At 72.4% G+C, this 24,823-nt stretch carries 22 protein-coding genes and 1 pseudogene; 9 read left to right on the top strand and 14 right to left on the bottom strand.

The annotated features are described in order from the left end of the window. Window positions 1-85 precede the first annotated feature (85 nt). Window positions 86-1,531: pseudogene (locus ACIRS4_RS12970) on the bottom strand (sensor histidine kinase); the annotation flags it as partial. Further along, the gene (locus ACIRS4_RS12965) at window positions 1,528-2,217 is read right to left on the bottom strand and encodes a response regulator transcription factor (RefSeq protein WP_404194104.1); all 690 of its coding nucleotides are present in this window, start codon (window positions 2,215-2,217) and stop codon (window positions 1,528-1,530) included. The gene ACIRS4_RS12965 and the pseudogene ACIRS4_RS12970, both read right to left, overlap by 4 nt. Window positions 2,218-2,391: 174 nt before the next feature. Here ACIRS4_RS12965 and ACIRS4_RS12960 point away from each other — a divergent pair, with 174 nt between their 5' ends. The 5 genes from ACIRS4_RS12960 (at window position 2,392) to ACIRS4_RS12940 (ending at window position 6,780) form a co-directional block, all read left to right on the top strand. Further along, window positions 2,392-3,729: a ferric reductase-like transmembrane domain-containing protein gene (locus ACIRS4_RS12960; protein WP_404194101.1), complete on the top strand. Its 1,338-nt coding sequence runs from the start codon at window positions 2,392-2,394 to the stop codon at window positions 3,727-3,729. A 10-nt stretch (window positions 3,730-3,739) separates the two neighbouring features. After that, window positions 3,740-4,171: an FMN-binding protein gene (locus ACIRS4_RS12955; protein WP_404194098.1), complete on the top strand. Its 432-nt coding sequence runs from the start codon at window positions 3,740-3,742 to the stop codon at window positions 4,169-4,171. Between the two features lie 118 nt (window positions 4,172-4,289). After that, window positions 4,290-5,435: an ABC transporter ATP-binding protein gene (locus ACIRS4_RS12950; protein WP_404194096.1), complete on the top strand. Its 1,146-nt coding sequence runs from the start codon at window positions 4,290-4,292 to the stop codon at window positions 5,433-5,435. Beyond that, on the top strand, window positions 5,432-6,106 hold the full coding sequence (locus ACIRS4_RS12945) for an ABC transporter permease (protein WP_404194093.1): 675 nt from the start codon (window positions 5,432-5,434) through the stop codon (window positions 6,104-6,106). The genes ACIRS4_RS12950 and ACIRS4_RS12945 overlap by 4 nt, the downstream gene beginning before the upstream one ends. Continuing rightward, the gene (locus ACIRS4_RS12940; RefSeq protein WP_404194090.1) at window positions 6,103-6,780 is read left to right on the top strand and encodes an ABC transporter permease; all 678 of its coding nucleotides are present in this window, start codon (window positions 6,103-6,105) and stop codon (window positions 6,778-6,780) included. Before ACIRS4_RS12945 ends, ACIRS4_RS12940 begins: the two co-directional genes overlap by 4 nt. Window positions 6,781-6,825: 45 nt before the next feature. Here the strand turns inward: ACIRS4_RS12940 and ACIRS4_RS12935 are convergent, their stop codons facing one another. Genes ACIRS4_RS12935 through ACIRS4_RS12920 form a run of 4 tightly spaced genes read right to left on the bottom strand, consistent with a single transcriptional unit; the run spans window position 6,826 to window position 11,203 of the window. Beyond that, entirely contained in the window at window positions 6,826-7,425 is a 600-nt protein-coding gene (locus ACIRS4_RS12935) for a GTP-binding protein (protein WP_404194088.1), read from the bottom strand. Then, entirely contained in the window at window positions 7,412-7,852 is a 441-nt protein-coding gene (locus ACIRS4_RS12930; RefSeq protein ID WP_404194086.1) for a DUF742 domain-containing protein, read from the bottom strand. Before ACIRS4_RS12930 ends, ACIRS4_RS12935 begins: the two co-directional genes overlap by 14 nt. 49 nt (window positions 7,853-7,901) lie before the next feature. Next, complete coding sequence (locus ACIRS4_RS12925) at window positions 7,902-8,378, bottom strand: roadblock/LC7 domain-containing protein (RefSeq protein WP_404194084.1); 477 nt, start codon at window positions 8,376-8,378, stop codon at window positions 7,902-7,904. Further along, entirely contained in the window at window positions 8,375-11,203 is a 2,829-nt protein-coding gene (locus ACIRS4_RS12920) for an ATP-binding protein (protein WP_404194082.1), read from the bottom strand. Before ACIRS4_RS12920 ends, ACIRS4_RS12925 begins: the two co-directional genes overlap by 4 nt. A gap of 265 nt (window positions 11,204-11,468) precedes the next feature. Here ACIRS4_RS12920 and ACIRS4_RS12915 point away from each other — a divergent pair, with 265 nt between their 5' ends. Next, on the top strand, window positions 11,469-12,425 hold the full coding sequence (locus tag ACIRS4_RS12915) for an ABC transporter substrate-binding protein (protein ID WP_404194080.1): 957 nt from the start codon (window positions 11,469-11,471) through the stop codon (window positions 12,423-12,425). A gap of 674 nt (window positions 12,426-13,099) precedes the next feature. Then, window positions 13,100-13,519, top strand: coding sequence for an ankyrin repeat domain-containing protein (locus tag ACIRS4_RS12910; protein WP_404194077.1), 420 nt, complete (start codon window positions 13,100-13,102; stop codon window positions 13,517-13,519). A 7-nt stretch (window positions 13,520-13,526) separates the two neighbouring features. Here the strand turns inward: ACIRS4_RS12910 and ACIRS4_RS12905 are convergent, their stop codons facing one another. From ACIRS4_RS12905 to ACIRS4_RS12875, 7 genes are all read right to left on the bottom strand, one after another. Then, window positions 13,527-14,123 (bottom strand): GTP-binding protein, encoded by a 597-nt coding sequence (locus tag ACIRS4_RS12905; RefSeq protein ID WP_404194074.1) that lies wholly within the window; start codon window positions 14,121-14,123, stop codon window positions 13,527-13,529. Then, entirely contained in the window at window positions 14,110-14,472 is a 363-nt protein-coding gene (locus tag ACIRS4_RS12900) for a DUF742 domain-containing protein (RefSeq protein WP_404194072.1), read from the bottom strand. Before ACIRS4_RS12900 ends, ACIRS4_RS12905 begins: the two co-directional genes overlap by 14 nt. Before the next feature lies 1 nt (window position 14,473). After that, window positions 14,474-14,908: a roadblock/LC7 domain-containing protein gene (locus tag ACIRS4_RS12895; RefSeq protein ID WP_404194069.1), complete on the bottom strand. Its 435-nt coding sequence runs from the start codon at window positions 14,906-14,908 to the stop codon at window positions 14,474-14,476. A gap of 11 nt (window positions 14,909-14,919) precedes the next feature. Further along, on the bottom strand, window positions 14,920-17,673 hold the full coding sequence (locus ACIRS4_RS12890) for a nitrate- and nitrite sensing domain-containing protein (protein ID WP_404194067.1): 2,754 nt from the start codon (window positions 17,671-17,673) through the stop codon (window positions 14,920-14,922). Window positions 17,674-17,753: 80 nt separating this feature from the next. Next, window positions 17,754-18,761, bottom strand: coding sequence for a substrate-binding domain-containing protein (locus ACIRS4_RS12885; RefSeq protein ID WP_404194065.1), 1,008 nt, complete (start codon window positions 18,759-18,761; stop codon window positions 17,754-17,756). A gap of 320 nt (window positions 18,762-19,081) precedes the next feature. Continuing rightward, window positions 19,082-19,504 (bottom strand): DUF6114 domain-containing protein, encoded by a 423-nt coding sequence (locus ACIRS4_RS12880; protein ID WP_404194063.1) that lies wholly within the window; start codon window positions 19,502-19,504, stop codon window positions 19,082-19,084. Then, entirely contained in the window at window positions 19,501-20,169 is a 669-nt protein-coding gene (locus ACIRS4_RS12875) for a DUF6230 family protein (protein ID WP_403804877.1), read from the bottom strand. The genes ACIRS4_RS12880 and ACIRS4_RS12875 overlap by 4 nt, the downstream gene beginning before the upstream one ends. A gap of 706 nt (window positions 20,170-20,875) precedes the next feature. Here ACIRS4_RS12875 and ACIRS4_RS12870 point away from each other — a divergent pair. Then, the gene (locus tag ACIRS4_RS12870; RefSeq protein WP_404194061.1) at window positions 20,876-21,514 is read left to right on the top strand and encodes a Tat pathway signal sequence domain protein; all 639 of its coding nucleotides are present in this window, start codon (window positions 20,876-20,878) and stop codon (window positions 21,512-21,514) included. Window positions 21,515-21,550: 36 nt separating this feature from the next. On the opposite strand, the gene ACIRS4_RS12865 is transcribed toward ACIRS4_RS12870, so the two are convergent. Next, entirely contained in the window at window positions 21,551-22,525 is a 975-nt protein-coding gene (locus tag ACIRS4_RS12865; RefSeq protein ID WP_404194058.1) for a lytic polysaccharide monooxygenase, read from the bottom strand. 358 nt (window positions 22,526-22,883) lie between these two features. On the opposite strand from ACIRS4_RS12865, the gene ACIRS4_RS12860 reads away from it, so the two are divergent. Then, on the top strand, window positions 22,884-24,692 hold the full coding sequence (locus tag ACIRS4_RS12860) for a S8 family peptidase (RefSeq protein WP_404194056.1): 1,809 nt from the start codon (window positions 22,884-22,886) through the stop codon (window positions 24,690-24,692). Window positions 24,693-24,823: the final 131 nt, after the last annotated feature.

Raw genomic sequence — 24,823 nt, 5'->3', positions numbered from 1 at the left:
GCGTCACGTCCGCGGGCGGGGGCTGGGAGAGTTCTGCCCGCGCCCCGCACGGCTCAAAGGTCCCCCGGCGGCGTCCTCGGGACGACGTCGCCGGCAGGACGAGGGTGAAGACCGTCCGGCCGGCCGCGCCGGCCAGGGTGAGGGAGCCGCCGTGGGCGTCGGCCAGGGAACGGGCCACCGCCAGCCCGAGCCCGCTGCCGCCCCGGTCGCGGCTGCGGGCCTTGTCGACGCGGTAGAACCGGTCGAAGACCCGTTCCTGGTCGCCGGGCGGGATTCCGGGCCCCTCGTCGGCGATCCGCACCAGCGCCGAGTCCCCCGTCACGGACACCGCGACGGACACCGGGGTGCCGGGCGGGGTGTGCACGGCCGCGTTGGTGAGGAGGTTGTCCAGCACCTGGCGGACCCGGTGCGCGTCCAGCCGCAGCCGTACCGACCCCGGCCCGGGGCGCACGGTCAGCGGATGGCCGGGACGACTCGCGCGGAACGCGTCGGCCGCCTGCTCCACCAGCGCCACCAGGTCCGCGTCCGCCATCCGCAGCGGGGTCTCCACCTCCGCGGCGTCCAGCCGGGCGAGCAGCAGCAGGTCGTCGAGGAGGACGCCCATCCGCGCGGCCTCTGCGCGCAGCCGGGCCAGATGCCGGTCGCGCTCCTCGGGGGCGTTGGCCGCCGCGTACTGGAAGAGGTCCGCGTAGCCGCGCACCGACATCAGCGGGGTGCGCAGCTCGTGCGAGGCGTCGGCGACGAAGCTGCGCAGCCGTTGCTCGGCGCGGGCGCGGACCGCGAGGGAGTCGTCGATGTGCTCCAGCATCGTGTTGAACGCGGTGCGCAGCTCCTCCACCTCCGGGCCGCCGCCCGGCGCGTGCGCGCGCAGGTGCAGCCGTGACGCCGACTCCGTCAGGTCGTGCGAGGCGATCCCGTGCGCTGTGTGCGCCATGTCGCTCAGCGGCTTCAGCCCGCGCCGCAGCATCGCCCGGCCGCACACCACGAGGGCCAGCAGCGCGAGGCCGAAGGTGACGACCTGGACGGTGACCAGCTGCCGTACGGTGCCCTCGATGGCGTCCATCGGCGCGCCGCTGACCAGGACGACGCCGGGCTCCACCGAACAGGCCCGCAGCCGGTACACGCCCTCGCCCTCGAGGTGCTCCGTGCGCAGGACCTCCGTGCCCGTGGACGTCTGCGCCTTCGCCAGGGCGGTGAAGTCGGCGACGCCGGCCGGGTTGCCGGGCAGGTCGCCGGCGTCCTCGGGCCTGCGCAGCACCGGCGTGCCGTCGGCCGACACGTCGTACACCGCGTAGTACCAGCGGTAGTACTTCTTGCCGGTCAGCGTGCCGGAGTCCGCGATGCTCTTGGACTGCGCGACCTGGGCGAGCTTCAGCTGGTCGTTGAGCTGCGCCGACAGGTAGTCGCGCATATAGGTCGTCAGGGCCGTGCCGACGATGGCGAACACCACCAGCGCCAGCGCGCCCAGGCCCAGTGCCAGCCGGGTGCCGAGCCGCAGCCTGCGGTACGCCCGCCGGACCCTGCGGATCACTGAGCCGCCTGCCGGACGACGTACCCGAAGCCGCGCACGGTGTGGATCAGTGGCGCGCCCGTCGCGTCGAGCTTGCGCCGCAGCCGGCTCACCACCAGCTCCACGACGTTGGAGCGGCCGCCGAAGCCGTACTCCCACACATGGTCCAGGATCTGCGCCTTGGTCAGCACGGTGGGCGACTTGCGCATCAGATAGCGCAGCACCTCGTACTCCGTCGGCGTCAGCGTCAGCAGCCGCTCGCCGCGCCGCACCTCACGGGTGTCCTCGTCCATCGTCAGGTCGCTCACCCGCAGCACGGACCGCTGGAAGGCGGGTCCCGCGCTGCGCCGCAGCACGGTGCGCAGCCGGGCCATCAGCTCCTCCACCGCGAACGGTTTGACCAGGTAGTCGTCACCGCCGCGGGTCAGCCCCGCGACCCGGTCGGCGACGCCGTCGCGGGCGGTCAGGAACACCACCGGCACCATGGTCCCGGACCGCCGCAGACGGTCCAGGACGCCGAAGCCGTCGACGTCCGGCAGCATCAGGTCGAGCACCACGATGTCGGGGCGGAACCCGGCGGCGCGGCGCAGCGCCTCCTCGCCCGTGTTCGCGGTGACCGCTTCCCAGCCCTCGTAACGGGCGACGGTCGCCACGAGATCGGCGATCGGGGGGTCGTCGTCCACCACGAGGAGTCGCACTTTGTCCACGGGTTCATACTGCGTCACCGACCCGGCCGGACCGGAGCCCGGTTTCGCACCCGTGCGCAGATCGATACACACTTGAAAGTTGTACGACAGGTGATCGACAGCTCCGGCGGCCAGGCTCGGTGTCCTGAGAGGGGGGCCCAGGGCCCCTGAGACCCGATCGAGGAGTTCCCGTTGGTGACGACCCTCCAGTCGCCTCCCGCGCGCACCGCGACGATACGGCCCCGAGCCGTGGCCCGCGCCGGGCTGTACACGGTGCTGGCCGCCAACGCGGCCGTCGTGACCCTCTTCGCCGTCCAGGCGGGCTTCGCCTCCAACGCCCTGGTCGTGCTGGGCCGGTTCGCCGGCCTCTACGCCGCGCTGCTGATGGCGTTCCAGCTGCTGCTGGTCGCCCGGCTGCCCTGGCTGGACCGCCGCATCGGCATGGACCGGCTGACGAACTGGCACCGCTGGACGGGTTTCGGCCTGCTGTGGACGCTCGTCGGGCACGTCGTGTTCATCGCCTTCGGGTACGCCGAGTCGTCCTCCCTGGACCCGGTCAGCCAGGTCGTGGACCTCGCCGAGACCGTCGAGGGCGTCTTCCGCGCGGTCGTGGCGACGGGCCTCCTGCTGGTCGTCGGCGGGGCCTCCGCCCGCTGGGCCCGCCGCCGACTGGCCTACGAGACCTGGCACTTCGTCCATCTGTACGCCTACGTCGCCGTGGTGCTCGCCTTCACCCACCAGGTCGCCGCCGGCACCACCTTCACCGCGTCGTCCGCCGCGACGGCGTACTGGTACGGCGTGTGGGGCGTCGCCCTCGGCTCGGTGTTCGCTGGCCGGATCGTCCTGCCGCTGTGGCGCAACCGGCGTCACCGGCTGCGCGTCGAAGCGGTCGTCCCCGAGTCGGACGACGTCGTCTCCGTCTACATCACCGGACGTGACCTGGACCGGTTGCCGGCCCGCGCGGGGCAGTTCTTCCTGTGGCGGTTCCTCACCAAGGACCGCTGGTGGCAGGCCAACCCGTTCTCGCTGTCGGCGGCGCCCGACGGGCGCACCCTGCGCCTGACCGTCAAGGCCGCGGGCGACGGCTCCGCCGGGCTGCGTCACCTCGAGCCCGGTACCCGGGTCTTCGCCGAGGGCCCCTACGGCGCCTTCACCGCGATGCACCGCACCCGGCCGGAGTCCGTCCTCATCGCCGGCGGCGTCGGGGTCACGCCCATCCGGGCGCTGCTGGAGGAACTGCACGGCCACGCCGTCGTGATCTACCGCGTCGGCGCCGACCGGGACGCCGTCCTCCACGACGAGCTGCGCGACCTCGCCCGCGCCAAGGGCGCCGAGCTGCACCTCGTGACCGGCCCGCCCGTCCCCGACAAGCTGGCTCCCGGCGAGCTGATCCGGCTGGTGCCGGACATCGCCGAGCGGGACGTGTTCCTGTGCGGGCCGCCCCCGATGATGAACGCGGTGCTGGGCAGCCTGCGTGCGCTGGACGTGCCCCGGACGCAAGTCCACTTCGAGCGTTTCAGCTTGGCGGGATGAGAGGGAGATCGTGAAGCGAGCACTGCCTGTCCTGGTCCTCAGCATCGCCGGGCTCATCCCGGTGTGGCGTTACGAGCCGTCCACGGGGGCGTCGTCGTCCGGCGCGGTCGCGGCGCCGGCGCCGACGGCTTCGCCGGCCGGGTCTTCCGCCGGGTCCGCCTCCGGCCCGGCGTCCGGCTCGTCCATCGTCGTCAAGGGCACGGTCGTGGGCACCGACAAGGGGGACGTGCAGGTCGAGGTGACCTATCAGGGCGACCGGATCACGGCCGTCAGGATGCTGAAGCAGCCGGACCACCCGCAGACGACGGCGGCGGTGCCGAAGCTGATCGCGGGGACGCTGGAGGCGCAGAGCGCCGACATCGACACGGTGTCGGGGGCGACGGTGACGAGCGAGGGCTACAAGGAGTCCCTCCAGGCCGCCATCGACGCGAGGACCGCCTGACGGCCGCGGCCTCGCACCCTGCCGAAAAACGACAGCCCTTAGACTCTCTCCGCAACGGCCCGACCTCAAAAGGTCGAGAGCGGGCGGAGACTGTCAGACCCGAAGGGCATTCGGCGTTTTGATACGGATAGATTCAGTCACGAAGCGATACCCGGACGGCACCGTGGCGGTCGACCGGCTCTCCCTCGACATACCGGACCGCTCCATCACCGTCCTCGTCGGCCCCTCCGGATGCGGCAAGACGACGACCCTGCGCATGATCAACCGGATGGTCGAGCCCAGCGAGGGCGCCATCCTCCTCGACGGCGAGGACATCCAGCGGCAACCCGTCGACACCCTGCGCCGGTCCATGGGATACGTCATCCAGAACGCGGGTCTCTTCCAGCACCGCACGATCGTCGACAACATCGCCACCGTGCCCCGTCTCCTCGGCTGGAGCAAGGACAAGGCCCGCTCGCGGGCGAGGGAGTTGATGGAGCGGGTCGGTCTCGACGCCTCGCTCGCCAAGCGGTACCCCTACCAGCTCTCCGGCGGCCAGCAGCAACGCGTGGGCGTCGCACGGGCGCTCGCCGCCGATCCGCCGGTCCTGCTGATGGACGAGCCGTTCTCCGCCGTCGACCCCGTCGTCCGCAAAGGACTGCAGGACGAACTTCTGCGCTTGCAGGACGAGTTGGGGAAGACGATCGTCTTCGTCACGCACGACATCGACGAGGCGGTGAAGATCGGCACCATGGTGGCGGTGCTGCGCACCGGCGGCCGGCTCGCCCAGTTCGCGCCGCCGGCCGAGCTGTTGAGCCATCCGGCCGACGAGTTCGTCGAGGACTTCCTCGGCGCCGACCGCGGCGTGCGGCGCCTGTCCTTCTTCAGCTGTGCCGGACTCGACCTGCTCACCGCGCCGATCGTCGCCGTCGACGCGAGCGCCGAGAAGATCGCCGCCCGCGCCGGCGCCGGAACCCCCTACCTCCTCGTCACCGACGTCGCGGGCAAGCCGCTGGGCTGGGGAGCGCCGGAAGAGTTGACCGCCGGGCCCGTCGACCCCGCCCGACTGCTCTCCTGCGGCAGGCCGTTCACCGCGGGCACGGACTCGCTGCGGGCCGCCCTGGACTGCGCCGTGCTCTCGCCCACGGGCTGGGCCGTCGCCGTGGACGAGGAGGGCCGGGCGGCCGGCGTGGTCTCCCAGCAGAGCATCGGCGAGGCGATCCGAGGCGCCCACGCCGAAGGCCGCGGCGACGCGGCGGACACCGCGGTGAAGGCCGTCCGGTGAACCGGTTCTTCGACATCCCGAGCGATCTCCAGCACAGTTGGGCCGGTCTCATCGGGCTGCATCTGCGTGAGGCCCTGCTGCCGGTCCTGGCCGGTCTGCTGCTCGCTCTGCCGCTCGCCCAACTCTGCGTGCGGCTGCGTTGGTTGTACCCGCCGGTGCTGTGGGTGACGACCGTGCTGTACGCGATCCCCTCGCTGGCCTTCTTCGTCGTCCTCATCGACTACACCGGCCAGACCGAGCTGACCGTGATGATCCCGCTGACCGTCTACACGCTGGTCGTCCTCGTCCCCGCGATCGTCGACGGGGTGCGCTCGGTGCCGCGGGAGACGCTCGCCGCCGCCACCGCCATGGGCTTCGGGCCCGTACGCCGCTACCTCCAGGTGCAGTTGCCGATCGCCGTGCCCGCGATCATCGCCGGGCTGCGGGTGGCGACCGTGTCGAGCATCAGCCTCGTCAGCGTCGGCACCCTCATCGGCAACCAGGGCGCCCTCGGCAACCTGCTGCACGACGCCACCATCTACAACCGGCCGGAACTCGCCTGGAACGCCGTGCTCACCATGGCCGTCCTCGCCATCCTCGCCGACGGCCTGCTGGTGTTCCTGCGCGTCCTGCTCACGCCGTGGATGCCGAGCGGCGCCCGTACCTCCCGGAAGGCGGCCGCGGCCCGGTGAACGTCCTCGACTTCGTCCACGCCTTCTTCAGCGACGGCGCCCACTGGCAGGGCTACAACGGCATCCCCACCCGCCTGGGGGAGCACACCGGGTACACCCTCGAAGCGCTCGCCCTGGCCGCCGCCATCGGACTGCCGGTCGGTCTGCTCACCGGGCACTACGGCCGCGGCGGCAACGCGCTCTCCATGGTTGCCACCGCGGGGCGGGCGCTGCCCACCTTCGGCCTGCTGGTGCTGATGACCATGCTGCTCGGCTTCGGCATGCTGCCGGTCATGATCCCCCTGGTCGTCCTCGCCGTCCCGCCCATCCTGGTCACGACCTACGAGGCCGTGCGCTCCGTCGACCCCTCCCCGGTCGACGCCGCCCGGGGCATGGGCATGCGGGAGAGCGGAATCCTCTTCCGGGTGGAGCTGCCGGTCGCGCTCCCGCTGATCCTCGGCGGTCTGCGCTCCGCCGCCATCCAGATCGTCTCCACCGCCACGATCGCCGCCTACGTCAGCCTCGGCGGCCTCGGCCGCTACATCGTCGACGGCCTCTACCAGCGCGACTACGAGAAGGTCGTGGGCGGCGCCACCCTGACCGCCGTGATGGCCCTGGCGACCCTCGCGGTGTTCTGGGCGGTGGCCCGGGTGGCGGTGTCGCCGGGAGTGCGCCGCGCCGACCCGAAGGCCTGACGCCCCGCCGGAGAGCGCGCCACCGCTCCGCCCGCGGAGGCGCGCTCAGCCCTCCGTCCGCGCCAGCGCCTGTTCCAGCACCACCAGCAGCGCGTCGCGGACCGAGCCGCGCTCGCGGGCGTCGAAGACCAGCAGCGGCACGCCCTCGGAGACGTCGAGCGCCCAGCGGACCTCCTCCAGGGTGTGCGCCACCTGGCCGTCGAAGGCGTTCACGGCCACCGCGAACGGGATCCGCCGGTGCTCGAAGTAGTCGACGGCGGCGTAACAGTCGTCCAGCCGGCGTGTGTCGACGATGACGAGCCCGCCGACCGCGCCCTCCACGATGTCGTCCCACATGAACCCGAACCGCTCCTGCCCGGGCGTGCCGAACAGGTAGAGCTTCAGGGTGGGGTCGATGGTGATGCAGCCGAAGTCCATCGCGACGGTGGTCGTCGTCTTGCGCGGGGTGTGGCTGAGGTCGTCCACGCCCGCCGCGACCTCGGTGATGGCCGCCTCGGTGGTCAGCGGCTCGATCTCGGAGATCGCGCCGACGGCGGTGGTCTTGCCCACGCCGAAGCCGCCCGCGATCACCAGCTTCACCGGTAGCGGGGGCCGTACGGCGGCCTGGCCGGCGCCGTGCCGTACGAGCGGTTCAGTCGGAGTCACGGAGTACCCCCCGGGAGTCGGGGATGGCACGGAGGCCATCGATGAGCCTGCGCAGGACGGACGCGTCGTGGGCGACGCCGGCGTCCGGCACGTGCACCGACAGCTGCCCCGCCGCGCGCAGGTCCTCGGCGAGGACCCGCACCACGTTCAGGTGCAGCCGCAGACGGGCCGCGATCTCCGCGATCGACTGCGGCACCCGGCAGGCGGCGACGATGTCGTGCTGTTCGAAGGAGAGCCGGTCGAGGGCGCCGAGCCCGTCGGCGGTGGCCACCAACTGGGTCTCGACGGGCATCGTCCGCCCGGACGACGCCGCGCCCGCGCCCGCGACCCGCCCGGCGGTGACCAGGAAGGGCCGCACGGCGGACGCGGGACCGACCGGTGCGGCGCCGTCCTCGCCGGCGTCGCGCGCAGTGCGGCCGTCCCCCATCGCTGGTTCGCTCCCTCTCTGGACCGGCGGGCCGGGCGCCGACGGCCGGTCAGCGCGACCTGACGGCGCCGACGCTGTTCTTCAGCTCCAGGACGAGCTGCGGACTCAGCGCGGCGCCGGCGCGGTTGGCGAACACCGTCATCTCGTAGGCGATGTTGCCCAGCTTGGCCTCCTTGTCGGTGACCACGCCGAGGACGGCGCCGCTGCCGATCGCGGAGACCAGGACGTGGCCGCCTTCGAGGTCGATGATGACCTTGTTCAGGCCGCCCAGGCCGTAGTTGCCGGAGGCGCCCGCGGCCAGGCTGGTGATGCCCGAGACGATCGCGGCCAGCCGCTCGGAGTCGGCGTGCTCGCGCAGCTCCGACACGGTGATCAGCAGACCGTCGGAGGACACCGCGATGGCGTCCACCACCCCGGCGGTCTCGGTGGCGAAGCGGTTGAGCAGCCAGGTGAAGTCGGCTGCGGCGGCCCGCAGGTCGGTCGGCGTGGCGTCTCCCGAGGGAGTCTCACCTGTCGACGTGCTCACTGCTCGGCTCCTTCCGGAAGGTGGTTCTGGCGGTGCGCGGAGTTCCGGTGGTCGGTGTCTTCGGCGTCTACGGTGTCGGGGGAGTGGTGGCCGGCCCGGGGGGCCGCGGGGCGGGGGTGCTCGCCGGTGTCGCGGTGGGCGCGTTCCACGGCCGCCTCGAACTCCTCCAGCGCGCTGCGGACGGCGTCCGCGTCCGCGGGCCGTGCGGGCCCGCGCGCGGCCTGCTGGGCGGCGTCGGCGGTCGTGCGCAGCGTGGCGCCGCGGACCCGGCGCCGCAGTGGGCGGGGGCCGCCGGACGCGTCCACCGGGCGGTCCGCCGCGGTGGCACGGCCGCAGGTGCTGTCCTCGGTACGGGGGTGAGGGACCGGGGCGGCGTCGCGGGCCTGGGGCCGGGCGGCCTCGGTGCGGGGGCCCGGGGCGGCCTGGTGGGTCGCGGTTCCCGTGTGGGCGGGGGAGGGCGCGCCGTCGTGGGCCGAGGCGGGAGCCGGGGCCGGCTCGTCGCCGTGCGTTCCGGTGCCGCCGGGGAGATCCGTGTCGGCCGTTCTCGAGTGGGCCGGCGGCTGCTCCTCCTCCACGGCGGTGGGGTCCGGGGCCGCGGGCCGCGTCTCGTCGGCCGACGCGGTGTCGCGCCGGGGGACGCGGCGCGGGAGCGGGGCGGGCTCACCGTCGTCGCCGACGGCCCAGGCGGGGACGGAGAGGGCGCGGGAGGGGCCGGACGCGGGCGCCGAGGGGGCGGGCGGCGAACCGGGCGGCTCCGTGTCCGAGTCCGGCCCTGCGTCCGAGTGCGCCCTCGTGAGCGATCGCGAGGTCCTGGCGTCGCTCGCACGCGGTTCCGGCGTCCCCGTGCCGCTCGGTTCCAGCAGCAGGGAGGACGGGATCACCGCTTCCGCCGTCACACCCCCGCCGGGCGTTCGGGAGAGGGTGACGGTGATGTCCCAGCGGCGCGCCAGCGCGCCCACCACGAACAGGCCGAGCACCTTCGTCGGCACCACGTCGAGGCGCTCGCGGCGCACCAGACGGGCGTTCTCCTCGGTGAGGCGTTCCGTGCTCATGCCCAGACCGTGGTCGGCGACGGTGATCGTCGCACCGCCGTCGACGGAGTCGACGGCCACCTCGACGGGACTTCCCTCCGGCGAGAACGACACGGCGTTCTCCAGGAGTTCGGCGACCATCAGCGTCAGGTCGCCGATGATGTCGGGCTCCACCATGACCTCGGTCCCGGCGTGCAGCCGTACCCGCTGGAAGCCCTCGATCTGGCCGAGCGCCGCACGCACCACGTTCGTCAGCGCGCTGGGGCCGGAGTCCAGGACGGTCTCACGGATGCCGGCCAGCAGCATCAGGCTGTCGGCGTTGCGGCGCAACCGGACCGCGATGTGGTCGATGGAGTAGAGCCGTTCGAGCAGCGCGGGGTCCGTCTCGCCCCGCTCCACCGCGTCGATCAGCGCGAGTTGACGAGTGGTCAGGTTGCTGACGCGGCGGCCCACGTTGCCGAACATCTCGGCGACGTTGCGCCGGCTGAGCACCTGGCGCTCCAGCAGCGCGGCCGCGGTGGTCTGAACGGCGTTGAAGGCCTCGGCGAGTTCGCCGATCTCGTCGTCCGCGGTGACCGGCAGCTCGCGCAGCCTGGGCGGCCCGCTCTCCTCGGCGTCGTCGTCCGCCACCCGCGCGAGTTCGCGCCCGGCGACGTCGGCGACCTCCTGCGCCGCCCCCGTCAGGGCCAGCACCGGACGGATCACGGAACGGCGCACCAGGACCGCGAGGGCGAGCCACAGGGCGAAGCCGAGCAGCGCCAGGCTGAGCAGCAGACCGGCGCGCCACTGGGCGTTGACCGAGGCGTCCTCGGCCCGGTCGGCGATCTGGCCGATGAGCGAGCCGGTGATCTCGATCCGTGTAGAGGCCTGCTGGTTGTAGAGGTGGTAGGAGTCGAGCGCCTGCCGGAACGCCGTGCGCAGCTCGTCCTTGGAGCCGGCCTGCAACACGCTGGGGTCGACGGCCAGTTCGGCGTAGTGCCGGCCGATCTCGGCCATCGAGGAGTTGTGCTCGATGCCGCCGAGCTCGTCGGTCTGCGCCTCGGTGGCGAACCGGGCGAACCGCTCGGACTGGTAGGCGTACGACTCGGCGGAGCCGACCGCGCTCATGAACTCGATGAGGGCGTTGCTGTCGCCGGTGCGGGCGGAGAAGACGCCGGTCTCGAAAGCGCCGTGCGCGGCGTCGGCGCGCAGCAGCGAGTCGAGCAGGTTGCCGGTGAAGGTCGTCGCGAGGTCGGAGCTGCGGTCCAGGCCGAGTCCGTCGATGAGGCCTTCGGCGGCGCCCGTGTACGCGGGGTCGATGTTGTCGGCGGGGAGGTAGCCCTGCTCGATGGTGGCGCGCAGGCCGGCCAGCCCCTCGATCTCCTTGAGGGCCTGCGCCTCGCCGGCCGGCAGCCGGCCGCCGAACGCGTCGCGCACCTTCTGCACCTGGGAGTCCACGGCGAGTTGGGCGATCCGGTAGGCGCTGGTGGAGGGGGTGCCACCGTCGAAGGCCGCCTCGTGCCGCACCGAGAGCAGGATGGCCTGCTGATGCTCCGCCTGTACGGCGGTGACGAGTTGGGCGACCTCGGCGCTGTCGCGGACCAGCCGGGCCGCCGACTCGGCGCGGTCGGACTCCTCGACCAGGTTGACGATGAGGTACGTCAGCAGCAGCGCGATCACCGTCATCGGTACGCCGACGAGGACGGTGAGCTTGCGCTGGAAAGGCCACCTGTCGGCGAAGCCCCGCCGCCCCCGGCGGACCGGTGAGACGGCCCCGGATGGCCGGGCAGGCGCGTCCACCGGTTTCGTGGACACCAGGCCTCCTCCAAGGACTCGCAGGCGCACGCCGTTGTGACCGACGTCGACCTCCGTGACACTATCGCGCCTTTGTGCGGTCGAGTGTGTCGCCCTACGTCAAGAATCCATTACGAAGCGCCCCCTTCCGCGGACACGATCGGTCACGAATCGAAGCCGATCGGTGACCCGGGGGCACTTGACTGATGGAGAAGCGGATGGATTGGATCAGTTGCAGCGTGCTTCAGTTCCATCTCACCGAACCCCCGAGCCCGGAACGGCAACCGTGACTTCCAACGCCCACAGCAGCAGGTCCCTCCGGCACCATCCCGGCGCGGCAGCCGTCGCCCTCGTCGCGACGACGGCCCTGCTGGCGGGATGTTCCTCCTCCGACGACCCCTCCGACCCGCTCGCCGAGGGGAAGGCGGACGGCAACACCGTCGTCGTCGGCTCCAACAACTTCGCCGAGAGCATCCTGCTCGCGGACATCTACGGCGAGGCCCTCAAGGCCAAGGGCATCAAGGTGTCCTACAAGCCCAACATCGGCAGCCGCGAGACCACGTACGGCCTGCTCAAGAACGGTTCCATCACCGTTCTGCCGGAGTACAACGGCTCCCTGCTCGCCTACTTCGACCCCAAGGCCGGGCAGAAGTCGCCGGAGACGGTCAACGCCGCCGTGAAGGGCAAGCTCGACCCCAAGCTGACGCTGCTGGAGTCCTCCTCGGCCGAGAACAAGGACTCCGTCGCGCTCAACCAGGAGACCGCGAAGAAGCACAACCTCACCGCGCAGTCCACCCTCGACGACATCAAGGACATCGCCCCGCAGCTGGTCCTCGGCGGCTCGCCCGAGTTCCAGACCCGGCAGCAGGGCATGGTCGGCCTCGAAGCGGTGTACGGCCTGAAGTTCAAGTCCTTCAAGGCGCTCGACGCCGGCGGCCCGCTGACCCAGGCCGCACTGAAGAAGGACACCGTGCAGGCGGCGGACATCTTCACCACCGACCCGACCATCACCAAGGAGAAGTTCGTCCTCCTCAAGGACCCGAAGAACCTCTTCGGCTTCGCCAACGTGACCCCGCTGGTCTACAAGAGCGGGCTCTCGAAGGAGGGTGTCGACGCGCTCAACGCGGTCTCGGCCAAGCTCGACACCAAGACGCTGCTCGACCTGGACTATCAGGTGCAGCTCCAGAGCAAGGACCCGCTGGACGTCGCCAAGGCGTGGCTGAAGTCGGCCGGCCTGTCCTGAGGTCCATGGCGTCCGGGCCGCAAGCGGCGACGACCTGACCGGCCTCGGACTCGACCGCCCCCGGACCCACCGGAACCGGGCCAAGTCCGCCCCGGCGGTCGCCCTGGGCGCCCTGACCAGCCGAGTTGATGGCGCTGGCCGACGGTGTGGCGGTGCCGGGACGACCGTCCGGCCGCGGAGGACGTGCGGCCGGCGGCCGAACTATGCGCAGGGACAGCTGAGTTGATGACGCTGGCCGAGGTGTGGCGGTTGCGGGACGACCGCCCGCCCCCGGAGGACGTGTGGTCGGCGGCCGAACTGCTGCCAGTGTCGGCCGAGTTGATGGCGCTCACCGACGGTGTGGCGGTACCCGGACGACCGCCCGCCCGCGAGGACGTGCGGCCGGCAGCCGAACTGTTCGCAGGGCCAGCTGAGTTGATGGCGCTGGCCGAGGGGTGGCGGTGCCGGGACGGCCGTCCGGGGAGGACGTGTGGTCGGCGGCCGAACTGCTGCCAGTGTCGGCCGAGTTGATGGCGCTCGCCGACGGTGTGGCGGTACCCGGACGACCGCCCGCCCACCGAGGGCCTGCGGTCGGCGGTTCGAACTGCTGCCAGGGCCAGCCGAGTTGTGACCTGCTGCCGGGCCGTCGGAAAACCGGAGGCGGCCGCACGCGGCCCCCGCTATCCTCGGAGGCCGTGAACAGAAGACGGCAGAAGAAGCTGACGGCCCGCCTGGTGAGGGCGGCCGGGTCCGGCGACCGTCAGGGCGTGGCCGCGCTGTTGCGCGCAGGCGCCGATCCGGCCGAGGCCGACACCGACGGCCGCACGCCCCTCTACGCGGCCTCCGTGCACGGAGCGGCGGAGACCGCCCGGCTCCTTCTGGCCGCCGGAGCCCCGCCCGACGCGGAGAGCGGCGGCCTCGGCTCCGAGGGAACGCCCCTGTGCGCGGCCGCCTGTTGGGGACACACCGACACCGTCCGCGTCATCCTGGCCCACGGCGCCGACCCCGCCCGCCGCGAGGACCACGGCACCGGCCACACCCCGCTGGAATGGGCGACGACAGGGCCGTACCCGGAGACGATCGCCGTACTGCGCGCGGCAGGAGCAACCGCCTGACGGGACGTCAATGCCGGGTCGTCCGATCCGCGTCGGCGATCAGCAGATCGAGCAGCGCGATCAGCACGTCCCGGCACGACTCCCGCTCGCGGGCGTCGCACAGCAGCACCGGAACGCCCGCCGGCAGCGCCAGCGCCTCCCGGATCTCGTCCGGCGGATAGGGGTGCAGCCCGTGGAAGCCGTTGACCCCGACGACGAACGGGATCTTTCGCCGCTCGAAGAAGTCGATCGCCGCGAAACTGGTGTCCGGCCGGCGCACGTCGATCAGCACCACCGCCCCCAGCGCGCCGACGGCCAGGTCGTTCCACATGAACCAGAACCGCTGCTGTCCCGGTGTGCCGAACAGATACAGCACCAGGTCGTCGCCGATGGTGATCCGCCCGAAGTCGAGGGCCACGGTGGTGGACCGCTTCTCCTCGATGCCCTTCAGGTCGTCGACGTCCAGCCCCACGACGGTCAGCGGCTCCTCGGTGCGCAGGGGCGCGATCTCGCTGACCGAGCCGACCATCGTGGTCTTGCCGACGCCGAAGCCGCCGGCGACGAGGATCTTCACCGCGTCGGGCGCTGTGGGGGCCCCGGCGGCGGTGGGGTCAGATGCGGTCAAGGCCGTCCCTCACTTTCTGCAGCAGCTCCAGGTCCCGGCCGTCGTCACCGGTCACGGGACGGGGCGGCCGGGCCGTGATCAGCCCCGCCTCCAGCAGATCGCAGAGCATGATGACGACCACGCTCACCGGCAGGTCCAGCAGCGCCGCGAGCTCCGCCACGGCGACCGGCCGGGCGCACATCCGCACGATCCGCGCATGCTCGGGCTGGGGCCGGGCCGCCCGCTCCGGCGGTGGGTCCACCGCGGTCACCGTCGTGATGAGCGTGAAGTCGGCGCGGCTGGGCCGGGTCCGCCCGCCGGTGAGGGCGAACGGCCGTACCAGCCGGCCCGCTTCGTCGCCTCCGCTCACCTCACCCGCCGAGGGGGCGCGAGGCGGGACCGACACCGGTCCGCGGCGCCGCGCTGAGGTGCTCGCCGATCTTCTTCACCAGCATGTTCATCTGGTACGCCACCACGCCGACGTCCGCGTGCGAGCCGGCCAGCACGACCAGGTGGGTCCCCGGGCCGGCCGAGGTGAGGATCAGATAGCTGTTCGCCATCTCTATGAGCGCCTGGCGCACCGGGCCGCCGCGGAAGTCCATGCTGACGCCCTTGCTGAGGCTCATCAGACCCGACGCGGTGGCCGCCAGCCGCTCGGCGTCCTCGCGCATGAAGCCGAGGGACTTGCTGACCACCAGTCCGTCCTCGGAGAGCACGACGGCCTGGTTCACATCGGCGACCTTCTCCACCAGTCCGGTGAGCAACTGGTCGAGCTTGGTGTCGGTGGCGGGAGCGGAGTATGTCATCGCGGTGTCCTTCATGAGCGGTCGGCGGGGGGTGTCGGGGTCGGGGCGGCGCCCGCGGCGGCGGCCGGCGGGCCGGAGAACGGCGCGGCGGCCGTCTCCTCGGGTCCGGAGGGCGGCGCGTCGGCGTCGTCGCGTGCGCGCAGGGTGCCGCGCTGGAAACCGGCGAGGGAGGAGGCGGCGCGCTCCGCGGTGAACTCCTCGAACGCGTCGCCGTCGGCGGTGGGACCGCCTTCCCCGCCGCGTGCCGGCTCCTCGCGCAACTCGGCGACGAGGCTGGTCTGCGGGACCCGGCGGGGCAGCGGCGAGGCCCCGGGCGAGCGGCCGGAGCCCGCCGCACCGTGCGCGCGCGGGCTCGTGGCCGTCGCCGTCTCCTTGCGCGTCCGCACCCCCGCGGCGCCGGGCGTCCTGACGGGCAGGCCGGTGGAGGGAGCCGGCGCGGAGGCAGCAGGACCGTCCGGGGCGTCCGGCGCGCTCGGCGCTCGCGCCTCGTCCGGCGGGTGCGACGCGTGCGCCTCGTCGCGGGCCGGGGAGTCGGCGTCCCTCGCGGTTGCGGCGGGCGGCGGTGCGGTGAGCGCCTCGCGCACCGCTTCCAGCACGCCCGGCGCGGGCGAGGGGCGGGCGGAGGTCGGGGTGTCCGGCGCGACGGTCGCCCCGGTCGCTCCGGACCCCTCGGACCCCTCGGACTCGGACCCCTCGGACCTCTCGGCCTCGGACCCCTCGGACCTCTCGGCCTCGGACCCCTCGGACCTCTCGGCCTCGGACCCCTCGGACCTCTCGGCCTCGGACTCCTCGGACCCCTCGGACCCCTCGGGCTCAGGGCGCTCGCCGTCCGCCCTCTCCCGCACCACGATGTCCTTCGGCAGCAGCACGATCGCCGTGGTGCCGCCGTACGGCGAGGGGCGCAGGGTGACGGCGATGCCGTGCCGGGTGGCCAGCCGGGCGATCACGAACATGCCCAGCCGCAGGTCGTCGGCGAGCGCCACCACGTCGAACTGCGGCTCCACCGCCAACTGCGCGTTGAACGACGCGTAGTCCTCCTCGGACAGCCCCAGACCGCGGTCCTCCACCTCGATCGCCAGGCCCTTGGCCACCGTCGTCGCCCGCACCGCGACCGGGCTCGGCGCCGGGGAGTAGGACGTCGCGTTGTCGATGAGCTCGGCCAGCAGATGGATCACGTCCGCCACGGCCGGAGGGGCGACGCACGCCTCCTCCTCCGTGTGCACCTCCACCCGCGCGTACTCGGCGACCTCGCCGACGGCGCTGCGCAGGATGTCGACCAACGCGACCGGCTCCGACCAGCTGCGCCCGGGCCGGCCGCCGCTGATGATGACGAGGTTCTCCTCGTAGCGGCGCAACTGGCTCGCTGTGGAGTCCAGTTCGTACAGACCCTTGAGGACGTCCGGGTCCTGGTGGGCGCGTTCCAGCGCGTCCAGCTTGCTCAGCTGGAGGTTGACGAGGTTCTGACTCTGGCGTGCGATGCCCAGGATGACCTTCTGGAACCCGCGCCGTGTGTCGGCGAGTTCGACGGCGGTGTGCACGGCCGTGCGCTGCGCGGTGTTGAACGCCTCGGCCACCTGGCCGAGTTCGTCGCCGCCGTAGTCCAGGGGCGGGGCCGCCGAGTCCACGTCGACAGTCTCTCCCCGGTCGAGCCGGGCCACCACGTCGGGGAGCCTCACCCGCGCCAGACTCAGCGTGGCCATCCGCAGCCCGCGCAGCCGCCGGAACAGCGAACGGGTGATCCGCCAGGACATCCCGACGCACAGCAGCAGCGCCACGAGCCCGGCGGTGCTCAGCGCGGCGGCCTTGACCAGCAGGTCGCGCGCCTCCACCGCGCTGTTCTCGAGCAGCGCCTCGGTCCGCTCCCGGATCAGCGCCGAATACTGGCCGGAGACGTCGATGAGAGCGGCCCGCCACTGCCGGCGCACGTCGGGCAGGGGGACGTCGCCGTTCTCGCGTTGGTCGGACCGGGCGGCGAGCACCCTGTCCTCGACGGACTCCAGGGTGCGCCACTGCGGGCTGCGCAGGATCTTCTCGGCCTGCGTCTTCGTCGAGCCGGTGAGGGAGGGCACGATCTGGTCCTGGACCAGCCAGCGGCGCGCGTTCACCGTCTGCGCGAACGCGGCCCACTCCTTCTCGGCCATGCGCCCCTTCGGACCGGCGAGCGTGAGGTACAGGTCCTCCTCGGAGACCAGCTCGGCGGCGTGCTCCAGGGCGACGAGCGGGCCGGCCTGCGAGGTGAGGTCGCCGTCGTCGACCTGGGACAGCTCCTGGAAGGCGTGGACCTGGTCGTCGATGATCGACGTGTACTGGTCCAGCGCCTGCGCGGCGGTGATGTCGGTGGGGTCGTCCACCTGGCCCCGGTAGTACTCCAGGCTGCTGACGGAGGCGATCACCGAGAACATCCGCTCGCGGACGCGGTCGGGCGCCCGCTGGATGTCGTTCGCGCGGGCGACCAGCTTCGCGACCACCGCGTCCGTCTGCGCGCGCTGCGCCTCCAGCGCCGCGCGGGAGCCGTGGGGCGCGGCCAGCCACACGGCCGACAGGCTGCGTTCCTGTTGCAGCGCGAGCGTGGCCTCGGTGCCCATGGCGCCGGTGGAGCGGCTCAGTTCGGTCTGCGCGCGCAGCCGCATGCCCTCGGAGAACATCTGGATCGTCGTCACGCTCCACATGGCGGCGAGGGTGACGCCGGGCACCAGCGCCAGGAGGATCAGGGAGAGACGTATGGAGCCGAGACGGCGGCGCCGGGCACCTGTCCGTGGTGACATGGTCGTCCTTGGGCGAGCGGCGGGGGAGTGGGGGAGCGGGGCGGGGTGTGCGGACCGGTCGGGGGCCGGTCAGCGGTCGGTCAGCGGGTTCCGGCGGCGGCGAGCCGGGCCGCGTCGGCGACGTCGGCCTTCGTGACGAAGGCCGGGCCGGTCAGGACCGGGGCCGTGCCGCCGCCGCTGACGCCTCCGTTCGTCTCGTGGAGCCAGAGCGCGTCCACGGCGAGGTAGCCCTGGAGCCACGGCTGCTGGTCCACGGCGAACCGGACCCTGCCGTCGCGGACGGCGGCGACCAGGTCCTTGTCCAGGTCGAAGGTGGCGACCTCGGCGTCGCTGCCGGCGTCCTTCGCCGCCTTCACCGAGGCGAGCGCGAACTGCGCTCCGTTGGCGATGACTTGGTCGACGGCGGGCTCCTGCCCGAGGCGGGCCGCCACCGCGGCGGTCATGGCGTCCAGGTCCGTGCCGTCGACGTAGAGCATCTCGGTCTCACCGGCGAACGACTTCTTCACCCCGGCGCAGCGGGCCTCCAGGGCGACGTTGCCCCGCTCGTGGATGACGCACAGCGCGTGCTTCCTGCCGAGGCCGTCGAGCCGGTCGCCGACGGCACGGCCGGCGACGCTCTCGTCCTGGCCGAAGTACGCCAGCAGCCCGGCGGAACGCCAGGCGTCGATCCCGGAGTTGAGGCCGACCACGGCAATGCCCGCCGCCCTGGCCTCCGACACCGGGCGTTTCATCGCCCGGGGCTTGGCCAGGGTCACCGCGATGCCGTCGACCCTGTCGCGGACCGCGTCCCGCACCAGCGCGGCCTGTCCGGCGGCGTCGGCGTCGCTCGCGTAGGTCAGCTCGACGCCGTCCTTGGCGGCGGCCGTCTCCGCGCCCCTGCGCACCGACTCCCAGAAGGCGTCGCCCGGTGCGCCGTGGGTGACCAGGGCGACCCTGATCCGGTCGCCGGGGCGTCCGGCCGGGTCCGGGCCGGAGGCCGTCGCGCCGGAACAGCCGGCGACGAGGAGGAGACAGACGGCGGCGGAGGCGGTCGCCCGCGCGGCTCCGGGGGAAGCGGAGGGTGGGTGAGCGGGGAGGGGAGTGTTCATGGGGGGCTGTACCTCGCTGTGCGGCAGAGCAGGAGGACGTGCGAGCGCTGCCGGAACGACGGGGCACGTACCGGCGAAAGGTTTCGCTGGCTCGGAGCCAACCGCGTGTGACCGCCGGTAGTCAAGTGAACAACCACTCGGGGTGAGGTGCTGCTGCCGCATCGTGATGTGGAACGGACCCATGGGCCCGCACGCAGACTTCACGGCAGGCGAATCGACCGACTGTCAATCAGAAGGGGAGGGCGGGCGGCGCATGCCTGTGCCGGCGCCGTCGCCGACGCCGGCACAGGGGACGACAACGGTGGCCGTGCCGTACGGGGTCAGGCCGGTTCCCCGTGGTGGGGGAAGGCCATGGCCTTGTCCGCCAGGGCGTCCTTGCGCCGCTGGCGGCGGCTGCGCCGGGGTTCCTGGTCGGGCAGCCACCCGAAGGCCAGGCAGCTTCCCGTGACGCCGAGGAGCAGGCCGATGACGAAGCCCCCGATGTTCGAGGTGACCCACGAGCCCAGCGAGCACAGAACGCCGATGATCGAATAGAAGAGGCGCTGCGAGGGGTTGAAAAGGATCAGCAGCCCGCACAGCAGCATCACGGACGGCAGGAGATAGCCCGCCAGTCCCTGCATGCCGATGCGCAGGAGGACCGGCAGCGGAGCCTTCATGGTCAGCAGGATCTCCGCGCCGCCCAGGACGAGCATCACTCCGCCGGCGAAGGGCCGGTGCCTCTTCCAGTCCTGGAAGCGGTTCACTGCGGGCAGCCCTTGCCCCCGAACCTCATGTGGAGGTCGGGAAGCTTGAACACGGCCGCGGTGGCGGCGTAGTTGTGCTGGTAGAGGTCGGTGATGACGACCTTGTCGGCCTGCTGGCCGTAGACGCCGGCCGGGCCCTGCTTGCCGACCTTGTCGAAGGTGCTGGAGTCACGCCCGATCTCGATGTTGTTGAACGCGGCGTCACCGGTGATGTCATCGGAGTCGATGGCCAGGTTCTCCACGTCGACCTTGGTGCCCTTGTCGCCCGCGGTGAGGACGAGCTGGATGCCGCCGAGGTCGACGCTCTGACACAGGTTGGTCAGCTTGCCCTTCTTCACGACCGAGGTGACGACCAGCACCTGGCCGCCGGTGTCGCCTTCGTTGGGGCTGTTCTCGATCATGTGGTCCAGCGCGCCGAACTGGGCGAAGCCGTCGCCCTCGAGCTTGTCGGCGGTGACCACGAACGGCATACCGGAAATAGCGAACTGCACACCCAGCGCTCCCTGGGCGGTCAGGACCGCGAGGCCGGCCGCGACGAAGGTCGCGGGCACCGCCATCACGGCGGCCCGGCGCAGCCGGACCCGGCCGCGTCTTACGGCCGAACCGCTCTCGGGGTTCTCGGGGGTGTTGTCGGCGGACGACGTGACGTCCGGGGACGAGGCCATGTCTGCTCCCATGGGCATAGTCATGCGGGTTGGGCTTCAGTGGCGTCGTTGTCCTGGCGCGGACAGCGGACTGTCGCGCACCGCTCCTCACAACTCCCGGATGTTGTTGCAAGGGCTTACTCGTTACGCGTCAGTAGCCTCCTCGGAAGTTACCGATGGTTACACCGAGGGGTCAAGGGAGATGTGGAAAAACGGTGTCCATTGTGTATCGGCTGTGATCCACACTGTCACCCAGGTGCGCGTTTATGTCGAATGGATCATCAACTTGGCTTCAAATGCTTGACGTTGACTGACCCTCAGGTCTACAACTCTCGTGGCTCAGCCTGGATCCGTGGCGCCGGATCCGCAGCGCGGCGACTTCGGCCGCGCTCCCGGACACGGGTCCGGCCGCCGTCAGCCGGCGGCCGGACCTCCTGTCAGTACCGGTATCTCCGCCCGGGCATCCAGCACGGGCTTTCTGCGCCCCGAGTCCGATTCGTTCACCGGCGCCGCCCACGGCCACCACCCCCCTGTCCGTGGGGTCCGACGCCTCTCACCGCTGCCGGTCCGTCACGTACGGAGAAGGCGTGACGGGCCGGTTCCGGCCGACGCGGACTCGCGTCCCCTCTGTTCCCACGACCAGCGTGTTCGCCCAACCCCCCACCCCATTCCCCTCGTTCGGCCGACTCCCCCGAACGACCCCCCACTTCAGAAATGAGGCACCCGCATGCGCGTCCGTACCCTCCTCGCCGCCGTCGGTTCCGTCGCCGCCCTCTCGCTGACGGCTGTCAGCCCCGCCTCGGCGGCCGGCCCCGCGGTCCTTTCCACCGCGGGCGGCGACATCGCCGTCGGTGAGGTCGTCACCGCGTCCCTGGCCGCCGGCACCAACGCCACGTTCTACTCCAACGCCACCGGCACCAGCGGCATCTCCTGCACGACGTCCAGCTTCTCCGCCACCGTCACCGACAACCCGGCCGCCCCCGGCACCGCCTCCGAGTCGCTCACGCAGCAGACCTTCACCGGCTGCACCTCGAACGTCCTGGGCGTGCTCGGCGTCAACAGCATCACCGTCAACAACCTCCCGTACACCGCGGCGGTCACCTCAGGCGGCGGCGTCAACGTCACCGCGGCGCCCGGCGCCCACATCCGCACGACCGTCAGCCTGCGCACCCTGCTGGGCAGCGTCAGCTGCGTCTACGAGGGCGCCAGCCTGGTCGGCACGGCGGACAACGCCGACAGCAGCATCGGATTCGTCAACCAGCCGTTCGCCAAGGTGTCCGGCTCGTCGCTGTGTTTCGCCAACGCCTTCTTCAGCGCCAAGTACGCCCCGGTGAGCGCCGCCGGCGGCCCGGTCATCGTCAACTAGTAGGCGAGAAAAGCAAGTTCACAGAGCCTGTCCACGTCAGCGCCGCCGTAGCCGCAGTACCAGGGCGACGCCGCCGGTGAGCAGCAGTGCCGCCGCGGCGCCGCCCGCGACGAGCGGCGTGGACGGTCCCGAACCGGCCCCGGTGGCATCCGCCACCGGGGTGCTCGCCGTGTCCGCGGCCCGGGCCGCGGGGTTCCCCGCGCCGACGCCCCCGCGTGCCGGCGCGGCCGCCGTCGAGGGGACGCCGCTCGCCGAGGGGCTCGCCGAGGGCCGTCCGGAGGCCCGGCCCGCCGCTGGGGCCGACGCGGTCGGCGTGGGCGCGGCCGACGAAGCGGCGGACGTGGGCGCGGCCGGCGAGGAGGCCCCGGCCCCCGGGAACACCACGTCCGAGCACGAGTAGTACGTGTCCGGCGTGCTGCTGTTCTGCCAGACCGTGTACAGCACCTGACGCCCCGTCCGGTCGGCGGGCAGCTTCGCCGAGAAGCGGTAGGCGCCGCCGGTCAGCGCCGGGTCCTTGACCTCGGCGAACGGGCGCTGCGGGAGATCTGCCCAGGTCAGAGGCTTGGCGGGATCGTAGCCCGGCTTCGTCAGATACAGCTTGAACGTGCCCTTGTGCGGGATCGTCGAGACGTACGTCATCCGCAGCGTCCCGCCCGGTGCGACCCGCGTCGACGGCCAGTCGGCGCGCGCGAGGTCCAGCCCCTTGTAGGCGGACAGACCCCCGCTGCACAGCTCGCCGTCGGGGATCGTCTGCCGGTCACGGCCGTTCACGTTCGCGACCCGCAGGTTGTCCCAGGCGCCCAGCTGCCCGCCGCTCGCCCGCGCGGCGGCCCGGCACGCGGCCGAGCGCGACGCCGTGCCGCCGTCGGGAGAGCAGGCGTACACCCGGCTCGCCGGGTCCGTGGGTGCTCCGTGCGCCTGTGCGGGAGCCGAGGCCCACAGGCCGAGCGTGAGCGGGCCGAGGGCGGTGACGGCCAGGGCGGCGGTGCGGTGTGCGGTCGTGCGGGGCATCGGGGACGTCTCCTCGGCCGGCGCGGATACGGTTCTGCCGTGCAGTACGGGAAACCGGTGCGACGCGTTCACTACGCCCACGCACCGGGTGTCACCTGAGCAAACCGGCTCATTCGCAAGCCTGTTGAGAGCGTCAAGGGTGTGTTTCCGGCCCGATCGAGGGTTTCCCCGCTATCCGGCCGCCGATCCCTTTGCCTATCGTTCACGCACAACCGACCCACAGGTAACCCCTACAGGGAGCGGTTTCCCCGCCTGGCCGGCCAATGCGTCGCTCCTCGATTGACCCCCGCCGCTTCGATGACGAAGCGAATCGACTGCCGCTCCGTCCTGTCCGGAGCAGGCCACGAAAGGCACGCCGTTGCGCACCTCCCCCGCTTTGAGACGGAAGCTGATATCCGTCGCCGCGGTCTCCGCGGCCCTCCTCACCGCCGCCTCCACCGCGTCGGTCTCCGCCGCCCCGGAAGGCGACCCGCAGGCCGCCGCCGTCCCCGCCGCCCAGACCGAGGCCGCGCCCGGCGCCCCCGCCGAGCGCCTCATCGTCGGCTACAAGTCGGACGCCGCCGAGGCGAAGTCGAACCCGGCCGCCGAGGCCGACGCCGCGGCCAAGGGCAAGGAGACCGGCGAGGACGTCGACTTCCAGCGCCGCCTTGGCACCGGCGCCGCCCTGGTCGACCTGGGCGAGAACCTCAGCAGCGCCGACGTCGCCGACGTCGTCGCCGAGTACCGGGCCGACCCGCAGGTCGCCTACGTCGTCCCGGACCGCCTGAACACCCCGAAGGCCGACCCGAACGACACCGAGTACGCCAAGCAGTGGGACCTGTTCGAGCCCACCGCCGGCATGAACGTCCCGGCCGCCTGGAACACCGCCACCGGCGCCGGCGTCACGGTCGCCGTCATCGACACCGGTTACGTCGCGCACTCCGACCTCGCCGCGAACATCGTCGGCGGCTACGACTTCATCTCCGACACCGCCGTCTCGGTGGACGGCGACGGCCGCGACAGCAACCCGGCCGACCCGGGCGACTGGTACAACGCGAACGACTGCGGCGCCGGCATCCCCGCTTCCACCTCCTCCTGGCACGGCACCCACGTAGCCGGCACCATCGCCGCCGTCACCAACAACGGCAAGGGCATCGCGGGCATCGCCCACGGCGCGAAGATCTCCCCGCTCCGGGTGCTCGGCAAGTGCGGCGGCTACGACTCCGACATCATCGACGCCATCACCTGGGCGTCCGGCGGCGCCGTCTCCGGCGTGCCCGCCAACTCCAACGTCGCCAAGGTCATCAACATGAGCCTCGGCGGCGACGGCGCCTGCACCTCGGCGACCCAGACCGCGATCAACAACGCCGTGAACCGGGGCACCACCGTCGTCGTGGCCGCGGGCAACGAGAACGACAACGTCGCGAACCACTCGCCGGGCAACTGCAACAACGTCATCTCGGTCGCCGCGACCAGCCGCACCGGCGCCAGGGCGTCCTACTCCAACTTCGGCTCCCTGGTGGACATCTCCGCGCCCGGCGGCCAGACCAGCACCGGCACCGCCAACGGCATCCTGTCCACGCTGAACTCCGGCACCAAGACGCCGTCGGGCGAGAACTACGCCTACTACCAGGGCACCAGCATGGCCACCCCGCACATCGCGGGCCTCGCCGCGCTGGTGAAGTCGGCGAAGTCCTCGCTGACCCCGGCCCAGATCGAGTCGGCCATCAAGGCCAACGCCCGTCCTCTGCCGGGTGCCTGCTCGGGCGGCTGCGGCGCGGGTCTCGCGGACGCGGCCAAGACGGTGGCGGCCGTGACCGGCACCAGTGGCGGCTCCACCACGGGCGCCACCTTCTCCAACACCACCGCCGTCGCCGTCCCGGACAACGGCGCGGCGATCGAGTCCGCCATCGCGGTCACCGGCCGCACCGGGAACGCGCCCGCCAGCCTCCAGGTCGGCGTGAACATCACCCACACCTACCGCGGCGACCTGGTCATCGACCTCATCGCCCCGGACGGCACGGCGTACCGCCTGAAGTCGTCCGGCTCCGACTCGGCGGACGACGTCGTCACCACCTACTCGGTGAACGCCTCCAGCGAGGTCGCCAACGGCACCTGGAAGCTGCGCGTCCAGGACGTGGCGGCGCAGGACACGGGCCGGCTGAACAGCTGGCAGCTGACCTTCTGAGCAGCCTCGACAGCGTGAGCTGTCGGTGAACGGGCGGGGCGGGCCGGGGGGGTGGGCCCCCGCCCGCCCCCCCCCCCGCCCCCCCCCCCCCCCCCCCCCCCCCCCCCCCCCCCCCCCCCCACCACCGCAAA

The sequence above is a fragment of the Streptomyces sp. NPDC101166 genome (assembly GCF_044768125.1).
In the GTDB taxonomy this organism is placed as follows: Bacteria; Actinomycetota; Actinomycetes; order Streptomycetales; family Streptomycetaceae; genus Streptomyces.
The sequence above is the reverse complement of the archived record's forward strand: the minus strand, read 5'-3'. Positions and strand labels throughout refer to the sequence as shown.